Here is a 16,736-nt window from a genome sequence, read left to right on the forward strand (position 1 = left end):
TAATTAAATCTAACGTTTTTGATGAAAACACTCCTTAAGTTTTTAAAATATCGTGTCCACTTTTTGCTGACGATTTACATAGCTGTTAAAAAAGTAGCTTTCCCACGCTTGCATAAATTCTTCAACCGAAGCTGAATTTTTGATATTGATATCTACAGTCCCCATACATACGTGTCCGTCCTCGTAAACATTGAAAAATGGTGCGTGAAATAATACGGTATTTTCGGTAGGTCTGCGGTCTTTTTCTAGTGCAAAAACAATAAGGCTCTGCTTGCTTGCATACCAAAGCATTGCAGGTACTTTCGCCGTACCGTTTGGTATTTCAAGACTTTCAGTAAAGAACATTTTTACTTTTCGGGGCTTGGTGTACCAAAGTACCGTACCGTTTTCACTCGGATTAATGTGCAGGACATTGGTAGGCAGAATGCCGTTAGATTTTAAAAATGCCTTGCTCTTTTCCTTTTTGGTATTGAGTGCTTTTGCCAATACTTTGGCTTCTCTTTCGGTCAAAGGATGGGCGTTGATAGGATTACCGTTCTTGTCCATATCAAAATGTTCTACATAGGTGTATTTATTATTCCCTTTGGTTTGGTAAAAAACCAAAGCCGATAAAGGGTGGTATAGTGTTCCGAAGTCTTGTGTTATATCTTTCATCGCTTGCTGTATCTAATAGTTATTCAGTATGTATATCAATTCCTCAATTAAGGCAAAAACACGGTTTTCAAACTCAAGGGTATTGGCAGTAATATCACTACCATCAAACCTTTTCACAATGGTAGGTTCTTCCATTTGTCCGTATTCCTGCAACTCGGTGTTCACGCTCTCAAAAAGTGTTTGAAACAAAATGCCTTTAGCATCGGCACAAAAGGAAACATACTTTTCCATTCCTATACTATTTTCCATATCTTCTTCGCTTGCCTCTCCGTTTGGCAGGGCATTGCGGTTTATGTTGGCATTCGGAAATTGTTCATACAAGACAAAGGCTTCACTTGCCAGTTTGTAGCAATCTTGGTCAAAGCCATCTTTTATTTTAAAGGAGTTTAAACGGAGGGCAAATCGGCTCAAATTGTGCTTGTTGTAAATTTTCTGCTCCATACGTTCGCCTATATGTTCTGATTGCCTAATCTCGCTTAAATACCTTGTGGTGTCGTCATTCTCGTCATCGCTTACAATCCACTCTGTTACCATTTCATACATCCAATATAGGTAACTGCTTTCCTGTCGATAATAGGGAACATCTGCAATATGGTACAGGTAGGCACACACCGACTGCAATAACTGTACGGCTTGCTTACGGGTGGGGTTCTTGGATAGTCGGTACAACGGCACTACAGGAATGTAATACAGGGTCGCACCTGTACTGTACCGTTCCTCGCTAACGAAATAAGTTTTCTTACTATCCTGTATCAAACGTATTTCTTCCCAATCGCAAAACTTTTTCCTTAACTGTTCTTCTGTATCATCCAAAGCCAAAGCGATATTGTAGGGATAGCCGTATTGCCTGGACTGCATAGGTTGTATACCGTAATGACCTGCCAATTTGGAAAGGGACTGATAAAAATCCCTTTCCGTCTTTTCGGGTTTTCCACAAGCCTGTACGGTTTGTGCTTCTTGCAGTTTAGGCAGAAATGAGCATTTTAGAAAACCATTGGTAGCACCGTTATCGGTACCGATTTCAGTTTGTCTTTTCTTATTTCGTCTGCGTTCTTTGGTCTTTGCATCCAGTCTGCGAACTCGCCCAATTGTTTGTGCAAAGTCCGCTGTTTGGGTTGTTGTGGGGTTTTGATGATGCCCGATATGATGTTGCCTTGCATAATTCATTTTTTTTGATTTTTGGTTTAACCTTTTGTTCCCATTACACTCTCAAATCGGTACTGTACTGTATCGTCACGGATAACAGGGGCAGGTACTTTGGCAGTGGTCAGTATCGGATAAGAATTTGCATAGAAATTCATCACGGCTTCCACGCTCCATTTTGGTTCGGGGTCGGTCAGTTTAATTTGTTGTCCTTTATCACTGAGTATAAATACTCTCTCTAATTGCTTTGCTAATAACATGGTTTTTGAATTTTGGCGTTAAACAATTTGTTCCTGTCCTGCTCCGAAAAGGCTCGGTGTTGAAAACTTCTCCGATAATTCCGTTTTGCGTTTACGGATTTCGTCCGCTTTTTCGGGAAACTCTGTTATATCGGGTACTTTCATCCACGCATCACGGAATTTGCCGTCTTTCTCCAGTTCGTCAGCCTTTGCCATACCATCTTTATACTTCTTGTCTTTGGCTTCCTTATCTTTTTTCTCTTTCTCTGTTTTTTCTTTGTCCATTGCTGATTGTTTTTTAGCTTCTTCTAATTGCTTCATAAATACTTCCATATCCACCATTAAGCCCGAAGCCTTTTGTATAGGTGTGGTTATCTGCTGAAAAAATCCCTCGTCAAACTCCTGTGGTGTGGCGTTAAATGTCAATGGGGGAATGAGGTTTTTAGCGTTATCTCCGCATTGCTCGTTGTTGAGTATTATTGATACGATTAGGTTGCTTTCTGCTCCTTTGGCTATGTTTAGTTGTAAAACTCCTGTAAAGTCCAACTGTGCTATCTGATTGAAAAAATTTGCGTTCATAGTTCTGAAATTTTAATTGTTGTTGCTTTTTCCTTTGCTTTTTCTAGTTTCTCGTGCATATCTGCCCAATAGGCTTTTTGCCGTTTGTCAAACTCTGAGAAACTTTTATCCTCGTGGCGATACTCTTTGTACTGCCTTGCTATTTCAATAGCTTCTCTGAGGTTCGTTACCTCAATAAGACAACCGTTCAAGTCTGTTATTTTCATAGCAATGATAGTTTTCGTTCTAAAAGTGTTTCTAGTATCTCACAATCGCTATCGAATGTTTTCCCCTCGAAATGGTACGTATCTGTTTCTTCATTGAAATTGTATTGCTCAAAATCCTCGTCCTCTAAATAAATATCTGTGAGTACCTTGTCAAAAAATGTTGCTCTGCCATATACTAGATTGCCTATTTCTTCATAGTCGTGTGTAAAATTCACATCGTAATGTTCCGCTATCTTTTGAATGATTTCTATATTAGGCGACCACTTTGTTTCATACTGAAATTGTCCTTCATCGCCCTCGTTCCAATAGATATTGAAGAAATAACCGCCATTGTCTTTAGAAATAAATTCGGGTAATCGTCCTTCTTCTGTTTCTTCTTCCTCTTTCTTCATTAATTGAAAAAGTTCCTGTATTGCTGTGATTGTTTCGGGTTTTCCCTCGAATACAACCGTATTACTGCACCAATTTGCCATAATGAATATTTTTAGTAGGCTACCACCGACTAAAGCGGTAGCCTGTTGTTATTTAATTAAGATTAAAGATTTCTGCTCCATCTAATGCAAAGCCATTACACAATTCAAATGCTTTCTGTGACTTGAGTTGAGCAGTTCCACCCAGTACAATACTCTGTAACTTGGCTTCATCGTCTTTGTACTTTCTTACGTTCTGATAGTAGCCAGTAACCGCATTATACGCTCCGAACAATGTACCTTTGGTAGTATTCATTTGTTGGGTGTCGCTTATCATTGCGTATGCAAAGGCATCCTCTACGGTGTTTTTGAACACGGTGGAAATTTCATCTTCTGCACCTTTTTTGATAAGGTCAAGCGTTTCCTTATTCGGGCAAAGTGCCAATTGGATTAGCTTTTTAATTTCACGGTCTGTTACCTTTACTTTTGCCCATTCGTTGAAAATGCCCTCTAATTGGTTGCTCAATGTGTTTGCAAGTCCCATAATCTTGTGAGCGTTCTCGATACGTTGTTTTGCTCCCGAAGTGTGTTTGATGCGGACAACGTTGGTCATACTGCGTAACGAAGCGTTTAAGGTGTTTTGGCAAACGATACGGATTGGTGTAAATGCGGCTGTGATACTTCCGCTACCATCGTGCGAAGTAGTTAAGAAAATGTACTTTTCCGTAACATCATCGCCATTACCCACACGAATATAGTCGGGCAGTTTGGCTGTGATGAAAATGCGTTCTCCGTTGCCTAATGCTCCTGCGGTTTCGTACAGAATGCCCTCGCCACCGCCTACAATGGCATCAAAGAAATTAAAGGCTTCACGGTTTTGTACAATGTGGTAATCCTTGCCGACTACTCCCAATACTGCATTGTTATCGGTGCGAATGTTAGCGTAATAATTAGGTACTTCTAATTCAGTACTGCCTATCTCTATGCCATTGGTGGTTTCGATAATGTCCGAACCTTTTGTAAACAATGGAGATTTTACGACTTCATAATCTAACCCTGCATATTTGATAGCTTCCTCGCTTGTAGGGTATTGCTCCACGATTTGCCCTAAACCGTGCCACGCTTTTTGTTGTACGCTAAAGAATGAATAACGCCCTGTTCTCTCGTTGAAATTGATATTATGTGCCATGATAAAATGATTTTAAATGTTTGAAATATTCGTTGTTAAAATGGGAGGTCGTCCTCAGCCTTGTTGTTGCTTGTTCCTGTGGTAGTTTGTGCGGTTTCTGATTTCTTGCCCCCTCCGTGCAGTTTGATGTTTGAGGTATGGAAATTTAATCCTGCGTGTGCTTCTCCGTCATTACCTGTCCACGCCCTAGCACTTACCCTGCCTGTCAGCTCTACCAATGTGCCTTTAGTGAGTATCTTCGCTACATTCGGGCTTATCCAGTATGAGCAATCGAAATAGGTAGTTTGCTCTATGCGTTCGCCCTGTTTGTTACGGTAGCTGTCGTTGGTTGCTATCGAAAAGTTTACTACTTGTTTTTCCTGTGACGTTGTGCGTACTTCCGCATCCCTTGTCAGTCTTCCTGTGATGTTCATATTCTTTAATTTTGAGTTATTATTTTTTAGATTTATTCGGCAATGAGAGGAGGCGCTGTTTCGTTTCATTACCATTTCCAATGTTTTTAATCTTTCTGTCTGACATTTTTTTTATTCGTTTAAAGAGCCGGAGTATGCTATGTTTCGTTTCACGAGCATAAAAGGTTCGTGTTTAGCAGCACCAAGGTTTTGGAAAAAAATACTACCCAAAGGGTGGAGATTATTTTCCAAACTTGCCTGACCTTTGTGATGCGTTAAGAACACGGAAATACCTTTGCTCTTGAAATGGGACAAAAAAGCATACGGGTCTTTGGATAAAATGAATGTGGAAGCCAAGAAGATGGCATTGAGAAATGGTTTACAGTGAATTGAAATAACACTTCCAATTCGCTGAATTTTTAAAACACTTTTTCAAAGCTGTGTGCCTATTAGAGCCACACTTACGGAGGATTAAAAAATTATTTTGTATGGGAGAAGTTGATGGCAATATTTTTTAATCTTCTGTTCCAGGAGTAGCCGAAAAGCTCTTTTACAGTAGGGGAATAGGAAAGTAAAGTAAATGTGCTTTGGCTACAAAAAAAAAAAGCAGAACCGATAAGTTCTGCTCGTTATTGATAGAAGTTAATTATAAGACTGTCAAAAATGCGTCTTCAATCTCCTTAAATTTAGGAGCCACCAAATCCATATCCTTGCTGATTTTTTGACTTGTAATCTTGGCGTAAATCTGTGTGGTAGAAATATTTTTATGTCCCATCATTTTGCTAAGGCTTTCAAGTGGAACACCTTCGGTCAGGAACATGGTAGCAAATGTGTGGCGTGCAGTATGAAAGGTTATTTTCTGTTCTGTAACAATTTCTGCTTCTTCTATCATTTTCTTTACATGGCTATTGCAGGTAGCATTGGAAGGAACCGGAAAAACATAATCGTTACGTGTAAGTCCCCTGTATTTTTCAATTATACGTTTCGGAATTTCCAATAGGCGGACGTTTGAAGCAACATCTGATTTTTTTCTTCTGCTGATGATCCATTGGTGTCCATCAAAAAAGGACTGTATGTTGCTCCATTTCAGCTTTTGAATATCAATATAAGAAAGGCCTGTAAAGCAACTGAAAATGAAAATATCTTTTACAAATTCATATTTGTCCTTCGACGGTTTTAGAAGCATTAGCTTTTCTACATTCTCCTTTAAAAGATAGCTACGATCAGTTTCTTCCATACTGATTTCGTAATCTTCAAAAGGGTTTTGGCGTATAAGGCCTTTTTTAATCGCAAGATCAGCCAAAGCAATAACCGGCATGGTATAAACCCAAACCGTATTATGTGTACATTCTTTATCTATTCGTAGAAAGAAATCGAACTCCCGGATAAAGTCTGAAGTAAGTTCCCGAAATGCCAAATCTTCCCTGTGATAGCGTTCCTTGATAAATTCATTAAGATGGTTGTATACAGTCTTGTATTTATTGTAAGTATTCTGAGAACGTTTTCCTTTGCTGACCATCCTTTCAAAATCCTCATTCTGGTCTTTAAATACTTTAAGAATGGCATCATCCATTACACCAACCCCTAAAAAGGACAGCTTTACTTTTTGTGAAGTTGCAAAGCCTTCATCCTTGAGCATATCATCGTAAATCTTGTTGATACGCACCCGAATATTGTCCAATTTGAGATTGGTACCCAGGGCCTGGGCACTTTTACCTAAAACTCTTCCGTGCTTTAAATCCCAATTATTGGGGTTGATGTCCAGTTTGGTACTAAAGGATTTTGGTATTCCGTCAATAGTGATACGTCCCATAACAGGCACGTTACCGTTCTTCTTAGGTTCATTCTTCTTCAGGTAGAAAAGCAGTTTGAATGTGGATCTTTTCTCTTGTTCCATAACTCAATTGTTTAACGTTTAAAATTAAATTTTATTGAGTTACAAGGGGATATGAAAACAAGTGCAAATGACTGAAATATAACGTATTATGTCGTTGCCGATTGGATTATAGTCAGTAACGATTTAGTAACCTAACCTTGTCATTTTAAGCTCAAAACCTGTCGGACACCTACTTCCAAATTTTCCCTCACGTTTTATAAACTACTGTATATGAATGGTCTTAACCATTTTGCTTAATTTTGCTTTCTGCTAATATTTTTTGAAAAAAATAATGGCAAAAAGCAAAAATAAGCAAAACGGCGAAGTCCGCTAAAACACAGTAGTTTATAAAACGTGGGGCTGAAATTGGAAGTCTCTGTACTTTGGTTTTTGGGCTTAAAAAGACAGGGTTAGGTTACTAAATCGTTACTGATTACCGCCTAACCAACCTCAATATAACTGATTATATTTCAGTCTTTTGCACTCCTTTTCATCTCCCCTTGTAACTCATTGATTTTTAATTTTAAAACATTAAACAATTGAGTTATGGAACAGACGAAAAGGTCAACGTTTAAGCTACTTTTCTACCTAAAGAAAAACGAGCCAAAGAAGAATGGAGCGGTAGCCATCATGGGAAGAATTACCGTTGATGGAAAACCTGCATCATTCAGTACCAAGCTGGAAATCCACCCCGACAATTGGGATTTGAAGTATGGACGTGTTTTGGGCAAGAGCAACGTTGCCGTAACCCTAAACGGCAAGCTGGATAAAATACGGACACGCATCGACAAGATTTACGAGGACATGATGAAAGACGAGGGCTTTGCCACCGCCGACAAGGTAAAGCTCACGTTTCTCGGTGTTGGCGTGATGGATGATGCTATACTAAAGGTCTTTCAAAATGAGAATAAGGAATTTGAAAGAATGGTGGAAAAAGGTGAAAGGTCAAAAAGCACTTTAGCCAAATATAAGAAAGTGTATGACCACCTTGCGGAGTTTATCAAGCTACGCTACCACAGGGAGGATATGGCTTTCCGGGAATTGAAGTCGGACTTTATACGTGAGTTTGACTTCTTTTTGAGGATTGACAAGGAATGTACCCATAATACCGTATGGGTCTATACCATGCCAGTTATCGCACTGGCGAAGCTTGCGGTCAAATGCAAGTTGATACGGGATAATCCTTTTGCCGATTATGAAATCAGTATGGAGGAAACCGACCGTAGCTACCTTTTAAAAGAAGATGTGGAGACACTCATGCTTTTAAAGCCATCCAAACAGCGGTATGAACTCGTAAAAGACCTGTTTATTTTCAGTTGTTTTACCGGGCTTTCGTACATTGATATTAAGAAGCTGAAATGGAGCAATATTCAATCCTTTTTTGACGGGCATCAATGGATTATCAGCAGGAGGAAAAAGTCAGACGTTGCGTCCAACGTCCGGCTTATGGAAATCCCCAAACGTATCATTGAAAAGTACAGGGGGGTTACACGCAATGATTTTATATTTCCGGTTCCATCCAACTCAACCTGTAACGTCCACGTAAGAAAACTTATTGACGAAGCGGGCATTGTTACAGAGCAGAAAATATCGTTCCACACAGCCCGTCATACATTCGCCACAATGTTCTTAACGGAGGGTGTACCTCTTGAAAGCCTTAGCAAAATGATGGGGCATAAGCATATCACTACTACACAGATTTATGCCAAGATTACCAGCCAAAAAATCAGCAAGGATATGGATTTGGTTTCTCCAAAATTCGCAGCTATGGAAAACGCATTTGTTGCCATGCAAGCGGAAGAAGCTACGCAGGAGGAAGTTATTACCAATGTCAAGGTTATTGTTGATGAAGAAGAATTAGAATTTGCCGTTTAGTATTATCGTTACACCGTTTGAGCAGGATTTAACCATCCTGCTTTTTTTATGCCCATTACTTTGGGTTTGCTATAAATCTATTCCTCCAAAATCCATGTGGCTTTCATAGCCACATATAGTATCAAAACGGATTTCAGAAATCCAGTGAATTAGAAGTGTTATTTCAATCCATTGGGAACCATTTGCCAATGCCATCTTCATTATTTCCATCCCTGTTTTTTTATTCAAAGAGCCTGTATGCTGTTTTTGTTTCGTTCCAAGAGCAAAGGTATGACCGTGTTCTTAACGCCGACAAAAGGTCATGCAAGTTTGAAAAAAAATCCCCGCCCGCTGGGCAAATATTTTTTCCCAAAACCTTGTGTCGCCTAAACACTAACCTTTCCTGCTCGTGAAACGAAACATAGCATACTCCGGCTCTTTAGACGAATAAAAAAAATGTCAAGCATGAAGATTAACAGCATTGGAAATGGTAATGAAACGAAACAGCACCTCCTCTCATTACCGAATAAATCAGAAAAAAATCAATTCAAAACAATCACTAAAAAATAAAAATCATGGCACACAATCTTAATTTCAACAGCAGTACAGGACGTTATTCATTCTTTAGCGTAAAGGAAAAAGCATGGCACAACTTAGGGCAAATCATCGAGGATTACCCGACAAGTGCGGAAGCGATAAAACACGCAGGGCTTGACTACGAAGTCGTAAAAAGTCCGTTGTTTACCACAGGCTCCAATATCATCGAAACCGCACAGGGCATTGAGATAGCGGACAGCCAGTTACACGTACCCAACTACTTCGCCAATATCAGAACCGATAACAATGCAGTATTAGGCGTAGTGGGCAAAGACTACCATATAGTGCAGAACCGGGAAGCCTTTAATTTCTTTGATGAAATCGTAGGCGGTGGCGATGGCATCCTGTACGAGACAGCAGGAGCATTAGGAAACGGCGAACGCATTTTCATTACTGCAAAATTGCCCGACTATATCCGTGTAGGGAACGGGGACGATGTAACCGAAAAATACATCTTCCTTACAACAAGCCATGACGGTAGCGGCAGCATAACCGCAGCGTTTACACCTATTCGTATCGTTTGCCAAAACACGCTTAACGCATCACTTCACAACATGAGCAACGTTGTACGCATTAAGCACACTTCAGGAGCAAAACAACGTCTTGACAATGCGCATAAAGTTATGGGATTGGCGAACACCCTTAGCAATCAGTTAGAGGGGATTTTTAACCAATGGACGAAAGTACAGGTATCTGACAGGGAGGTTAGAAAGCTGATACAGCTTGCGCTATGCCCAAACAAGGAAACCCTGACCCACTTGGAAAAAGGCAATTACGATGAAATTTCCACCGTATTCAAAAATATCGTAGATGATGCCTTTGCATACGCCATGACAAGCGACACGCAACAAATGAATACCACTAAAGGCACACTGTTCGGAGCATACAATGCCGTGACAGGCTACTATCAGAATGTACGCAATTACAAGAATGATGAAGCCAAATTACAGAGTATTGTAATGGGTGGTACTGCGCAGTTAAAGACCCAAAAAGCCTTTGACCTATGCACAGCCTTTGCGCAGGACGGAGCGGATATTTTCAGTTTTAATTAATCAATCACAGGCGACTGCCTGCAATGGTGGTCGCCTTTAAAAAAATCAATACAATGAAAGCATTAAAAGAAATGACCAATGTAGAACGGGCGTATTTGCTTGCAAAGCTATTCCCCGACACCCTTAAAGAATTGACCGTTTTTGTACAAGAGGAAACGGAGCGTTTCAGAGCGCAGGAGGAATATATGCGCAGCATTTGGGCAGACAAGTCCATAATAACCGCAGATTTTTGGTTTGGCTTGGTAGGCAATACCGAACAGATGTTAAAGCGGTACAACGTAATGTTACACCGCAGCTTGCGGGTATTTTCCGACCAGCTTTTTGACGGCTACAATGCGATATTTCTCGCAAACTGCCTGATAGAATATGCAGAGAGGGAAAATTGCGACAGCAAGTTAAAAGAGGCGATACACCTGCTTTTTGGACATGAAAAAATGATAAAAAATATAAACAAATAAGACATGAAAAATAAAATCTCATTCAGTATTGAAACCCCGCTATTTGGTATAGAAAACCCCAAAGGAGCAATTGAGCAGGTATTGTTTGCCAAAACGATGGCAGAACATGAGGGTATGCCCTATTGCAACCGCCTTGCAAAATTGACATTCACAGACCCTACTGTTAACAAGGCTTTGCCCGGTGCAGTTCCTTTGGATGAAACGCTTATACTCGGTTATGAGGGTTGGAGTGATAATACACTGCATCTATGTATAAGGAGCGGACGAAGTGCATGTAAAATTGCAACAGGCAGTTTTCCAAATCGTGAAATACACTTATATGACGATTACCGACACGCAATCATGCTCCGTAAACTTTCCGACAAAGACATAAAGGAAATTTTCAACTATGTATGGGATAATATGGAGGTAATACAACCAGACCCAAACTCCATAAGGGAAGATTGGGAATAACAACCACAGGCGACCGCCTGCAATGGCGGTTGCCTTTAAAAAAGTCATCAAGAGATATGAAAGCAAAATCAATAGAAGAAGCCCAAAGTTTGGCTAAATCACAAAGCCTCGAAACGAAATACAAAGACGAAGCTATACACATCATTTATTGCAATAAAACGGAATATTTCTATGTAGATAGAGACGGGTTAATACGGCTTTGGGAACAGCTTATAGGCTACTATGTAAATGGCGTTTATACCGCCGAAAATTAACAACAAAAAATCACGGGATATGAAAGCATTAAGTAAAATGACCAATTTGGATAAAGGGGAATTGATTACAAGACTATTCCCGGAAAAAGTAAAAGACTTGCAAGAGACGGTAAAAAGGCAATGCGAATACTTCAAACAAAACGAGCTGTCAATTCGTGGAGGATGGAAGAAAAATGCAAAGTTTTCAGCAGAATTTTGGTATCAGCTTGTAGAGGTTGCAAATAGCAATATCAAGAACTATGGCAAAGCCGTGTACGGAAAACCAAGCAGGTATGGCAATCTGCTTTACACAGAGCAAAATGCAATCTTTACCATTTATTGCCTGATTGAATATAGTTACAGCAATGAATGTAGCATTGAATTAAAACAGGTTATTCACCTGCTTTTCGGCAGCAAAAGGATATTAAAAACAACATTAAAAGGCAATTAGAAATCCACAGGCGACCGTCTGCAATGGCGGTTGCCTTTAAAATCAGGGGCAATGAAAATAAGAGATAAAAACCGGCAATGGATTGAAGTAACAGACCTTAAAAAAGCCATTCGGCAAACAGGTTGGTACAAAGAATATCAGCACCACCCGCCAACGGAAAGCGACAGGGAACGGCAGGCGTATTGGTCTGATATGCACGAGAAACTAAAAGCGTTAAAAACAAAAAAGTTTTCCCAAGTTGGGTAGTTTTCTTCATCCAGCCCACGTTTATAAATTGTATTTTTGTTTATAGCGGAGCGGATATTGTAGTAAATTTTAAACAGTAGAATTATGGCATCATCATTAGTAATCGGAATTATATTTTTGGTATTGGGTTTGGCGTTACGTTATTGGATTAACCGCAGGAAGTTTTACAGGCGCAGCCCCACCGGAGCGGAGGGTTTTTCCAGCTATGAAAAATCGGTTGCCATTAAGTTTATCGAACGGGTCGGCAAATGGTTAGCTTATGCTTTGATTATTTTCGGCCTGCTATCGTTATGGGTATATTCAAGAGAGAAAAAGGAAATAGCATCCAATAATACAGAAGTGCAAAAGCCCCGGTAAACAATCCATACAATCTTATAAACGGTACAGGTCTTACAGGCTTGTACCGTTTTCTTTTGCGCCAAACCTTACCACTCAAAGCCAAACACACACGCATTTAAGATACGCCTTATAACCTTTCCTATTTTCCATTTCTGACGTGAAAAATGGAGGAAAGGATTATGGAAGTGATAGCAATACCGAAATCGGTTCTCATGGAACTTACAAAAGAGGTGGACGAACTCTTACAGCTTGCCACCGATGCAAGCGAGGCGTATGCAGGCATTTTTAACGGAGAAAGGTGGCTCGATAATCAGGAGGTATGCCTGATGCTCGGCATTGCCAAACGTACCCTGCAATCTTACAAGGACAAAGGACTTTTGCCCTTTTCAAAACTGAACCGGAAGAACTATTATAAATTTTCGGACGTACAGCGTTTGCTTGGTTCCGATGCCACACCTAAAACAAATGAGCATGGAACTTTTTGATAACGATGCCGAGGAAATAGCATACTATAAAAGAAAATTCGATGAACTCCGTACACGGATGGAGTTGATACTGGAGAACTTTCGCCCGGTCTTCAATGGAGAGATTTACCTTTCGGGCGAAGATGTATGTAAACTGTTGCATATCAGCAAAAGGACATTGCAGCAATACCGTGACGATAGCATCCTGCCCTATATACAGATTGGGGGCAAGATTATCTATAAGGAAAGCGATATTCTGACCCTCTTGGAGCAGAATTATATCGCCAAATCATAAGAACGTAGAAAGGCAAATTTTATATCTCCGAGACAATAAGTAAGAACGCTCATGCTTTGGCGTGGGCGCTCGCTTATTCGGAGAGAGGCGTACCAGTGCCTTAATGTCGGTAAGTGTAGTTGCCTGCGCTTTTTTATTGCAGGCTCCAACACCAAAAAACGGATATTATGGACACTGCAAAAAATACCTATCCTGCCTTTGAATTTCCTGCTTCCGAATTATCGGCTTTTGCCGTTACCATTGACTTTTTCAGCATATCTCTTAAAAGCGGAAAAATAATACATTTCCAACCCGAAGATGTCCAAAGTTTTTACGACTGGCTGGTCGCTCATGGCATCCGGGATATACAAAAGGAAGAAAAGGCAAAGCCAGCCGTTATCTCTACAAGTATCAATTGGTTGGGATGGTTTAAACTTAAAAATAAAACAACAAAATAATGAACGATAATCAAAAGGCCATCCGGGTGGCCATCGTGGATGATAATGCACAGCTTCGATATATTACCGTAAACCAGCTTGAAAACTCCGGCTATATCGTACAATTTGAAGTCGGTAACGTACAGAAAGCACTTCAAATAATAAAAAAAGACGTAGAGCTACCCGATGTGTGTGTCGTAGAAGAAGATTTTGCGGCGGCTAAATTGCTGCTCGAAGAACACCCCCATTTGAGAGTATTATTTTTAAGTACGGACGATGCCGTGAAAAGCGTTACGGATATGTTGAGAGCAGGTGTTTCGGGCTATAGGACGTTTCTGCAAAAGTTGCAGCGTTAGATTGGAGAGGGTTCGGGAAGAAATATGGAGCAGGTCTGCGTACTGGCTCACGGTAAGGTTATTGTTGAAGTTCAAATCCACTTCATTGATAAAGGGAACCAACAGGTTTCTTTTTTCATCAACCGGGAAAGGATTGATGCCGCTTTCTATTTCTTCAAGCTGGTGTTTTCTTCGCTGTACCTGAATGAGAAATGCCTTTAAATACAATCTTAGTAATTCTTCCTTACCGTAGGATTTCTTTTCGGAAAGCTCTACCTGCATTTGGGCAATGTACTCGTCCAGTTTGTATTCCCAACCGCTTTCCACACAACAGGAGGGCGTTTGATAAGGGTTATTGAAAAGGTTGCATTTCAGGAAAAAATCTACATCCTCATCTTTCCGCACGAGAAATTCCTCATCGAAATTGATGACAAAACCATCACTGTTTGGTGCAAGGGAAAAACACTGTACCTGATTTTTTGCGATGAAGAATATCGCATTTTCAAACACTTCATATTTATTGAAATCCACCATGTGCATACCGCTACCTGACTTAAACCAAATTATCTGATAGAAGCCATGTGTGTGCGGAAGTGTGACTTTCTCTTTTTGTTCTTCAAGGTATGTTCTCAACGCAATGACCTCAAAGGACGAGCGAACCCGTATATTCCCCGATAAATGGTTTTCATACATTTTTCTGTTTATTCTTTGGTGCTAAATTAACAAATATATATTTCGCCACTAAATTACCCGAAGCGTAACCATCAATGACCAGGATTAACATCTTGGTCATTGTGGTTTTAGATTAGTGCCAAATAATGCCACCAAAAGCCATCTGACCCCGCTTCCGGCAGGCCAACATCCATAGCGGCTACACTTGCACCAAAACAAATTTTTGGATTATGCAAGGAGAAGACGATTTAAGGGGATTAGCCAAAATCATGGCTTTCATAAGAGCAGTAAGCATCATCATCGTGTTGATGCACTTCTATTGGTTCTGCTATGGGTTCTTTGCCGGGCAAGGCTGGACACTGGAAATCATCGGTAAGATACTGACCAATTTCAACCGCACCGCAGGGCTTTTTACACACACGCTTTACACCAAGATTTTTGCGCTGGTATTACTGGCGTTGAGTTGCCTCGGTACTAAGGGCGTAAAGAACGAAAAGATAACGTGGACTAAGATTTACGTTGCCTTAGCCATCGGCTTTGTGCTGTTCTTCCTGAACACACCATTACTAAAGCTGTCCGCAGGAATTGCCACATCGCTTTACATCCTGACAACGGGCATGGGGTATATCGCCCTGCTCATGGCGGGGGTATGGATGAGCCGACTGCTCCGCAACAACCTCATGGATGACGTATTTAATAATGAGAACGAGAGTTTCCAACAGGAAACCAAATTGATGGAAAATGAATACTCTGTCAATCTCCCCACGAAGTTTTACTACAAAGGCAAATGGAACAATGGCTGGATTAACGTGGTCAATCCTTTTCGTGCCGCAATCGTGTTGGGTACTCCGGGTTCAGGAAAATCGTATGCCATCGTAAACAACTATATCAAACAGCACATCGAAAAGGGCTTTTCGATGTACATCTACGACTTCAAATTCGATGACCTTTCCACCATTGCCTATAACCACCTGCTAAAGCACACCAATAAGTATAAGGTAAAGCCCAAATTCTATGTGATAAATTTCGATGACCCACGCCGGAGCCACCGATGCAATCCCCTTAATCCTGATTTCATGACGGACATATCGGATGCCTACGAAGCTGCTTATACCATCATGCTCAACCTTAACAAAAGCTGGATTTTGAAACAAGGGGATTTTTTTGTGGATAGCCCAATTATTTTATTAGCTGCTATCATTTGGTATTTGAGAATTTACGAAGATGGCAAGTATTGCACCTTTCCCCACGCCATCGAATTGCTGAACAAAAAATACGCAGACGTATTTACAATACTTACTTCATACCCGGAACTGGAAAATTATTTATCGCCGTTCATGGATGCGTGGCAGGGAGGCGCACAAGACCAATTACAAGGGCAGATAGCATCGGCAAAAATCCCTTTATCAAGAATGATTAGTCCGCAGCTTTATTGGGTGATGACCGGAGACGATTTTACACTGGACATCAATAACCCGAAAGAGCCAAAGATTTTGTGTGTGGGCAATAACCCCGACCGCCAAAATATTTATTCCGCAGCATTGGGTTTGTACAATTCCCGCATTGTAAAACTCATCAATAAAAAAGCCCAGCTTAAAAGTTCAGTTATCATAGATGAGCTGCCCACAATTTATTTCAGGGGGCTGGACAATCTTATCGCAACGGCGAGAAGTAATAAGGTGGCTGTATGTTTAGGATTTCAGGACTTTTCGCAGTTAACAAGGGATTACGGCGACAAGGAAAGCAAGGTAATCCAAAATACGGTCGGTAATATTTTCTCCGGTCAGGTAGTCGGCGAGACGGCAAAAAGCCTAAGTGAGCGTTTCGGAAAAGTGTTGCAGAAACGGCAGAGCATGACCATCAACCGCAATGAAAAATCCACTTCCATATCCACCCAAATGGATAGCCTGATACCAGCCTCTAAAATCTCCACGCTTACACAGGGTATGTTCGTGGGTTCGGTATCCGATAACTTCGATGAACGCATCGAGCAGAAAATCTTCCATGCTGAAATCGTGGTGGACAATGATAAGGTGGCAGCAGAAACCAAAGCCTATAAAAAGATACCGCAGATATTGTCCTTTACCGATGAGAACGGAGCGGATAATATCGTTAGTTTGAACTCTGAAGGATAAATACAAGAAATGAGAATAGATCGTGAAATATATCTTTGGATAAAAAGC

23 protein-coding genes and 1 pseudogene are annotated in these 16,736 nt (G+C 40.5%); 13 read left to right on the plus strand and 11 right to left on the minus strand.

What is annotated here, in order from left to right; all coding sequences use genetic code 11:
* Nucleotides 1–42 precede the first annotated feature (42 nt).
* From EPX21_RS18210 to EPX21_RS18250, 9 genes are all read right to left on the minus strand, one after another.
* Nucleotides 43–654 (minus strand): PRTRC system protein B, encoded by a 612-nt coding sequence (locus tag EPX21_RS18210; protein WP_240768727.1) that lies wholly within the window; start codon nt 652–654, stop codon nt 43–45.
* A gap of 12 nt (nt 655–666) precedes the next feature.
* Entirely contained in the window at nt 667–1,821 is a 1,155-nt protein-coding gene (locus tag EPX21_RS18215) for a hypothetical protein (RefSeq protein ID WP_134091112.1), read from the minus strand.
* A gap of 17 nt (nt 1,822–1,838) precedes the next feature.
* Complete coding sequence (locus tag EPX21_RS18220) at nt 1,839–2,057, minus strand: PRTRC system protein C (protein ID WP_134091113.1); 219 nt, start codon at nt 2,055–2,057, stop codon at nt 1,839–1,841.
* Nucleotides 2,058–2,075: 18 nt separating this feature from the next.
* The gene (locus tag EPX21_RS18225) at nt 2,076–2,615 is read right to left on the minus strand and encodes a PRTRC system protein E (protein WP_134091114.1); all 540 of its coding nucleotides are present in this window, start codon (nt 2,613–2,615) and stop codon (nt 2,076–2,078) included.
* A complete protein-coding gene (locus EPX21_RS18230) occupies nt 2,612–2,821 on the minus strand; it encodes a hypothetical protein (protein ID WP_134091115.1) in 210 nt (69 codons plus the stop codon). Before EPX21_RS18230 ends, EPX21_RS18225 begins: the two co-directional genes overlap by 4 nt.
* Nucleotides 2,818–3,294, minus strand: a complete 477-nt coding sequence (locus EPX21_RS18235; RefSeq protein ID WP_134091116.1) for a hypothetical protein — start codon at nt 3,292–3,294, stop codon at nt 2,818–2,820. Before EPX21_RS18235 ends, EPX21_RS18230 begins: the two co-directional genes overlap by 4 nt.
* A gap of 52 nt (nt 3,295–3,346) precedes the next feature.
* Nucleotides 3,347–4,420, minus strand: a complete 1,074-nt coding sequence (locus tag EPX21_RS18240; RefSeq protein ID WP_134091117.1) for a DUF932 domain-containing protein — start codon at nt 4,418–4,420, stop codon at nt 3,347–3,349.
* A 35-nt stretch (nt 4,421–4,455) separates the two neighbouring features.
* Entirely contained in the window at nt 4,456–4,833 is a 378-nt protein-coding gene (locus EPX21_RS18245; protein ID WP_134091118.1) for a single-stranded DNA-binding protein, read from the minus strand.
* 625 nt (nt 4,834–5,458) lie between these two features.
* Nucleotides 5,459–6,709, minus strand: coding sequence for a site-specific integrase (locus tag EPX21_RS18250; protein ID WP_134091119.1), 1,251 nt, complete (start codon nt 6,707–6,709; stop codon nt 5,459–5,461).
* 525 nt (nt 6,710–7,234) lie between these two features.
* Here EPX21_RS18250 and EPX21_RS18255 point away from each other — a divergent pair.
* Nucleotides 7,235–8,563 (plus strand): site-specific integrase, encoded by a 1,329-nt coding sequence (locus EPX21_RS18255; protein ID WP_134091120.1) that lies wholly within the window; start codon nt 7,235–7,237, stop codon nt 8,561–8,563.
* A 69-nt stretch (nt 8,564–8,632) separates the two neighbouring features.
* Here the strand turns inward: EPX21_RS18255 and EPX21_RS22795 are convergent, their stop codons facing one another.
* Nucleotides 8,633–8,773, minus strand: a complete 141-nt coding sequence (locus EPX21_RS22795) for a hypothetical protein (protein WP_166670811.1) — start codon at nt 8,771–8,773, stop codon at nt 8,633–8,635.
* 344 nt (nt 8,774–9,117) lie between these two features.
* Between EPX21_RS22795 and EPX21_RS18265 the strand changes: the two genes are divergently transcribed.
* From EPX21_RS18265 to EPX21_RS18315, 11 genes are all read left to right on the plus strand, one after another.
* Nucleotides 9,118–10,191: a DUF932 domain-containing protein gene (locus EPX21_RS18265; RefSeq protein ID WP_134091121.1), complete on the plus strand. Its 1,074-nt coding sequence runs from the start codon at nt 9,118–9,120 to the stop codon at nt 10,189–10,191.
* Between the two features lie 53 nt (nt 10,192–10,244).
* Nucleotides 10,245–10,649, plus strand: coding sequence for a hypothetical protein (locus EPX21_RS18270; RefSeq protein ID WP_134091122.1), 405 nt, complete (start codon nt 10,245–10,247; stop codon nt 10,647–10,649).
* Between the two features lie 3 nt (nt 10,650–10,652).
* Complete coding sequence (locus EPX21_RS18275) at nt 10,653–11,102, plus strand: hypothetical protein (RefSeq protein WP_134091123.1); 450 nt, start codon at nt 10,653–10,655, stop codon at nt 11,100–11,102.
* A gap of 56 nt (nt 11,103–11,158) precedes the next feature.
* Nucleotides 11,159–11,356, plus strand: coding sequence for a DNA-binding protein (locus EPX21_RS18280; RefSeq protein ID WP_134091124.1), 198 nt, complete (start codon nt 11,159–11,161; stop codon nt 11,354–11,356).
* A 19-nt stretch (nt 11,357–11,375) separates the two neighbouring features.
* A complete protein-coding gene (locus EPX21_RS18285) occupies nt 11,376–11,786 on the plus strand; it encodes a hypothetical protein (protein ID WP_134091125.1) in 411 nt (136 codons plus the stop codon).
* Between the two features lie 51 nt (nt 11,787–11,837).
* The gene (locus tag EPX21_RS18290) at nt 11,838–12,032 is read left to right on the plus strand and encodes a 3-isopropylmalate dehydratase (protein ID WP_134091126.1); all 195 of its coding nucleotides are present in this window, start codon (nt 11,838–11,840) and stop codon (nt 12,030–12,032) included.
* 84 nt (nt 12,033–12,116) lie between these two features.
* Nucleotides 12,117–12,389, plus strand: coding sequence for a molybdenum ABC transporter permease (locus tag EPX21_RS18295; RefSeq protein WP_134091127.1), 273 nt, complete (start codon nt 12,117–12,119; stop codon nt 12,387–12,389).
* Between the two features lie 161 nt (nt 12,390–12,550).
* Entirely contained in the window at nt 12,551–12,856 is a 306-nt protein-coding gene (locus tag EPX21_RS18300) for a helix-turn-helix domain-containing protein (RefSeq protein ID WP_134091128.1), read from the plus strand.
* Nucleotides 12,843–13,130: a helix-turn-helix domain-containing protein gene (locus EPX21_RS18305; protein WP_134091129.1), complete on the plus strand. Its 288-nt coding sequence runs from the start codon at nt 12,843–12,845 to the stop codon at nt 13,128–13,130. The genes EPX21_RS18300 and EPX21_RS18305 overlap by 14 nt, the downstream gene beginning before the upstream one ends.
* A 167-nt stretch (nt 13,131–13,297) precedes the next feature.
* Nucleotides 13,298–13,567, plus strand: coding sequence for a hypothetical protein (locus EPX21_RS18310; protein WP_134091130.1), 270 nt, complete (start codon nt 13,298–13,300; stop codon nt 13,565–13,567).
* Nucleotides 13,567–13,902: a response regulator gene (locus EPX21_RS18315; protein WP_134091131.1), complete on the plus strand. Its 336-nt coding sequence runs from the start codon at nt 13,567–13,569 to the stop codon at nt 13,900–13,902. The genes EPX21_RS18310 and EPX21_RS18315 overlap by 1 nt, the downstream gene beginning before the upstream one ends.
* Here the strand turns inward: EPX21_RS18315 and EPX21_RS18320 are convergent.
* A complete protein-coding gene (locus tag EPX21_RS18320; RefSeq protein ID WP_134091132.1) occupies nt 13,810–14,574 on the minus strand; it encodes an AraC family ligand binding domain-containing protein in 765 nt (254 codons plus the stop codon). The two genes, EPX21_RS18315 and EPX21_RS18320, sit on opposite strands and share 93 nt — an antisense overlap.
* Before the next feature lie 206 nt (nt 14,575–14,780).
* On the opposite strand from EPX21_RS18320, the pseudogene mobC reads away from it, so the two are divergent.
* A pseudogene (gene mobC / locus EPX21_RS18325) lies at nt 14,781–16,664 on the plus strand (conjugal transfer protein MobC); the annotation flags it as partial.
* Nucleotides 16,665–16,736 lie beyond the last annotated feature (72 nt).

Origin of the sequence: Olivibacter sp. XZL3, from assembly GCF_004368405.1 — a bacterium.
Taxonomy (GTDB): Bacteria; Bacteroidota; Bacteroidia; order Sphingobacteriales; family Sphingobacteriaceae; genus Olivibacter.

Coding starts and splice junctions, on each gene's coding strand:
- EPX21_RS18295 (WP_134091127.1), top strand. CDS start 12,117: ATGGCATCATCATTAGTAATCGGAATTATATTTTTGGTATTGGGTTTG.
- EPX21_RS18315 (WP_134091131.1), top strand. CDS start 13,567: ATGAACGATAATCAAAAGGCCATCCGGGTGGCCATCGTGGATGATAAT.
- EPX21_RS18255 (WP_134091120.1), top strand. CDS start 7,235: ATGGAACAGACGAAAAGGTCAACGTTTAAGCTACTTTTCTACCTAAAG.
- EPX21_RS18310 (WP_134091130.1), top strand. CDS start 13,298: ATGGACACTGCAAAAAATACCTATCCTGCCTTTGAATTTCCTGCTTCC.
- EPX21_RS18280 (WP_134091124.1), top strand. CDS start 11,159: ATGAAAGCAAAATCAATAGAAGAAGCCCAAAGTTTGGCTAAATCACAA.
- EPX21_RS18285 (WP_134091125.1), top strand. CDS start 11,376: ATGAAAGCATTAAGTAAAATGACCAATTTGGATAAAGGGGAATTGATT.
- EPX21_RS18305 (WP_134091129.1), top strand. CDS start 12,843: ATGGAACTTTTTGATAACGATGCCGAGGAAATAGCATACTATAAAAGA.
- EPX21_RS18240 (WP_134091117.1), bottom strand. CDS start 4,420: ATGGCACATAATATCAATTTCAACGAGAGAACAGGGCGTTATTCATTC.
- EPX21_RS18275 (WP_134091123.1), top strand. CDS start 10,653: ATGAAAAATAAAATCTCATTCAGTATTGAAACCCCGCTATTTGGTATA.
- EPX21_RS18220 (WP_134091113.1), bottom strand. CDS start 2,057: ATGTTATTAGCAAAGCAATTAGAGAGAGTATTTATACTCAGTGATAAA.
- EPX21_RS18270 (WP_134091122.1), top strand. CDS start 10,245: ATGAAAGCATTAAAAGAAATGACCAATGTAGAACGGGCGTATTTGCTT.
- EPX21_RS22795 (WP_166670811.1), bottom strand. CDS start 8,773: ATGGAAATAATGAAGATGGCATTGGCAAATGGTTCCCAATGGATTGAA.
- EPX21_RS18300 (WP_134091128.1), top strand. CDS start 12,551: ATGGAAGTGATAGCAATACCGAAATCGGTTCTCATGGAACTTACAAAA.
- EPX21_RS18320 (WP_134091132.1), bottom strand. CDS start 14,574: ATGTATGAAAACCATTTATCGGGGAATATACGGGTTCGCTCGTCCTTT.
- EPX21_RS18250 (WP_134091119.1), bottom strand. CDS start 6,709: ATGGAACAAGAGAAAAGATCCACATTCAAACTGCTTTTCTACCTGAAG.
- EPX21_RS18230 (WP_134091115.1), bottom strand. CDS start 2,821: ATGAAAATAACAGACTTGAACGGTTGTCTTATTGAGGTAACGAACCTC.
- EPX21_RS18210 (WP_240768727.1), bottom strand. CDS start 654: ATGAAAGATATAACACAAGACTTCGGAACACTATACCACCCTTTATCG.
- EPX21_RS18235 (WP_134091116.1), bottom strand. CDS start 3,294: ATGGCAAATTGGTGCAGTAATACGGTTGTATTCGAGGGAAAACCCGAA.
- EPX21_RS18215 (WP_134091112.1), bottom strand. CDS start 1,821: ATGAATTATGCAAGGCAACATCATATCGGGCATCATCAAAACCCCACA.
- EPX21_RS18225 (WP_134091114.1), bottom strand. CDS start 2,615: ATGAACGCAAATTTTTTCAATCAGATAGCACAGTTGGACTTTACAGGA.
- EPX21_RS18290 (WP_134091126.1), top strand. CDS start 11,838: ATGAAAATAAGAGATAAAAACCGGCAATGGATTGAAGTAACAGACCTT.
- EPX21_RS18245 (WP_134091118.1), bottom strand. CDS start 4,833: ATGAACATCACAGGAAGACTGACAAGGGATGCGGAAGTACGCACAACG.
- EPX21_RS18265 (WP_134091121.1), top strand. CDS start 9,118: ATGGCACACAATCTTAATTTCAACAGCAGTACAGGACGTTATTCATTC.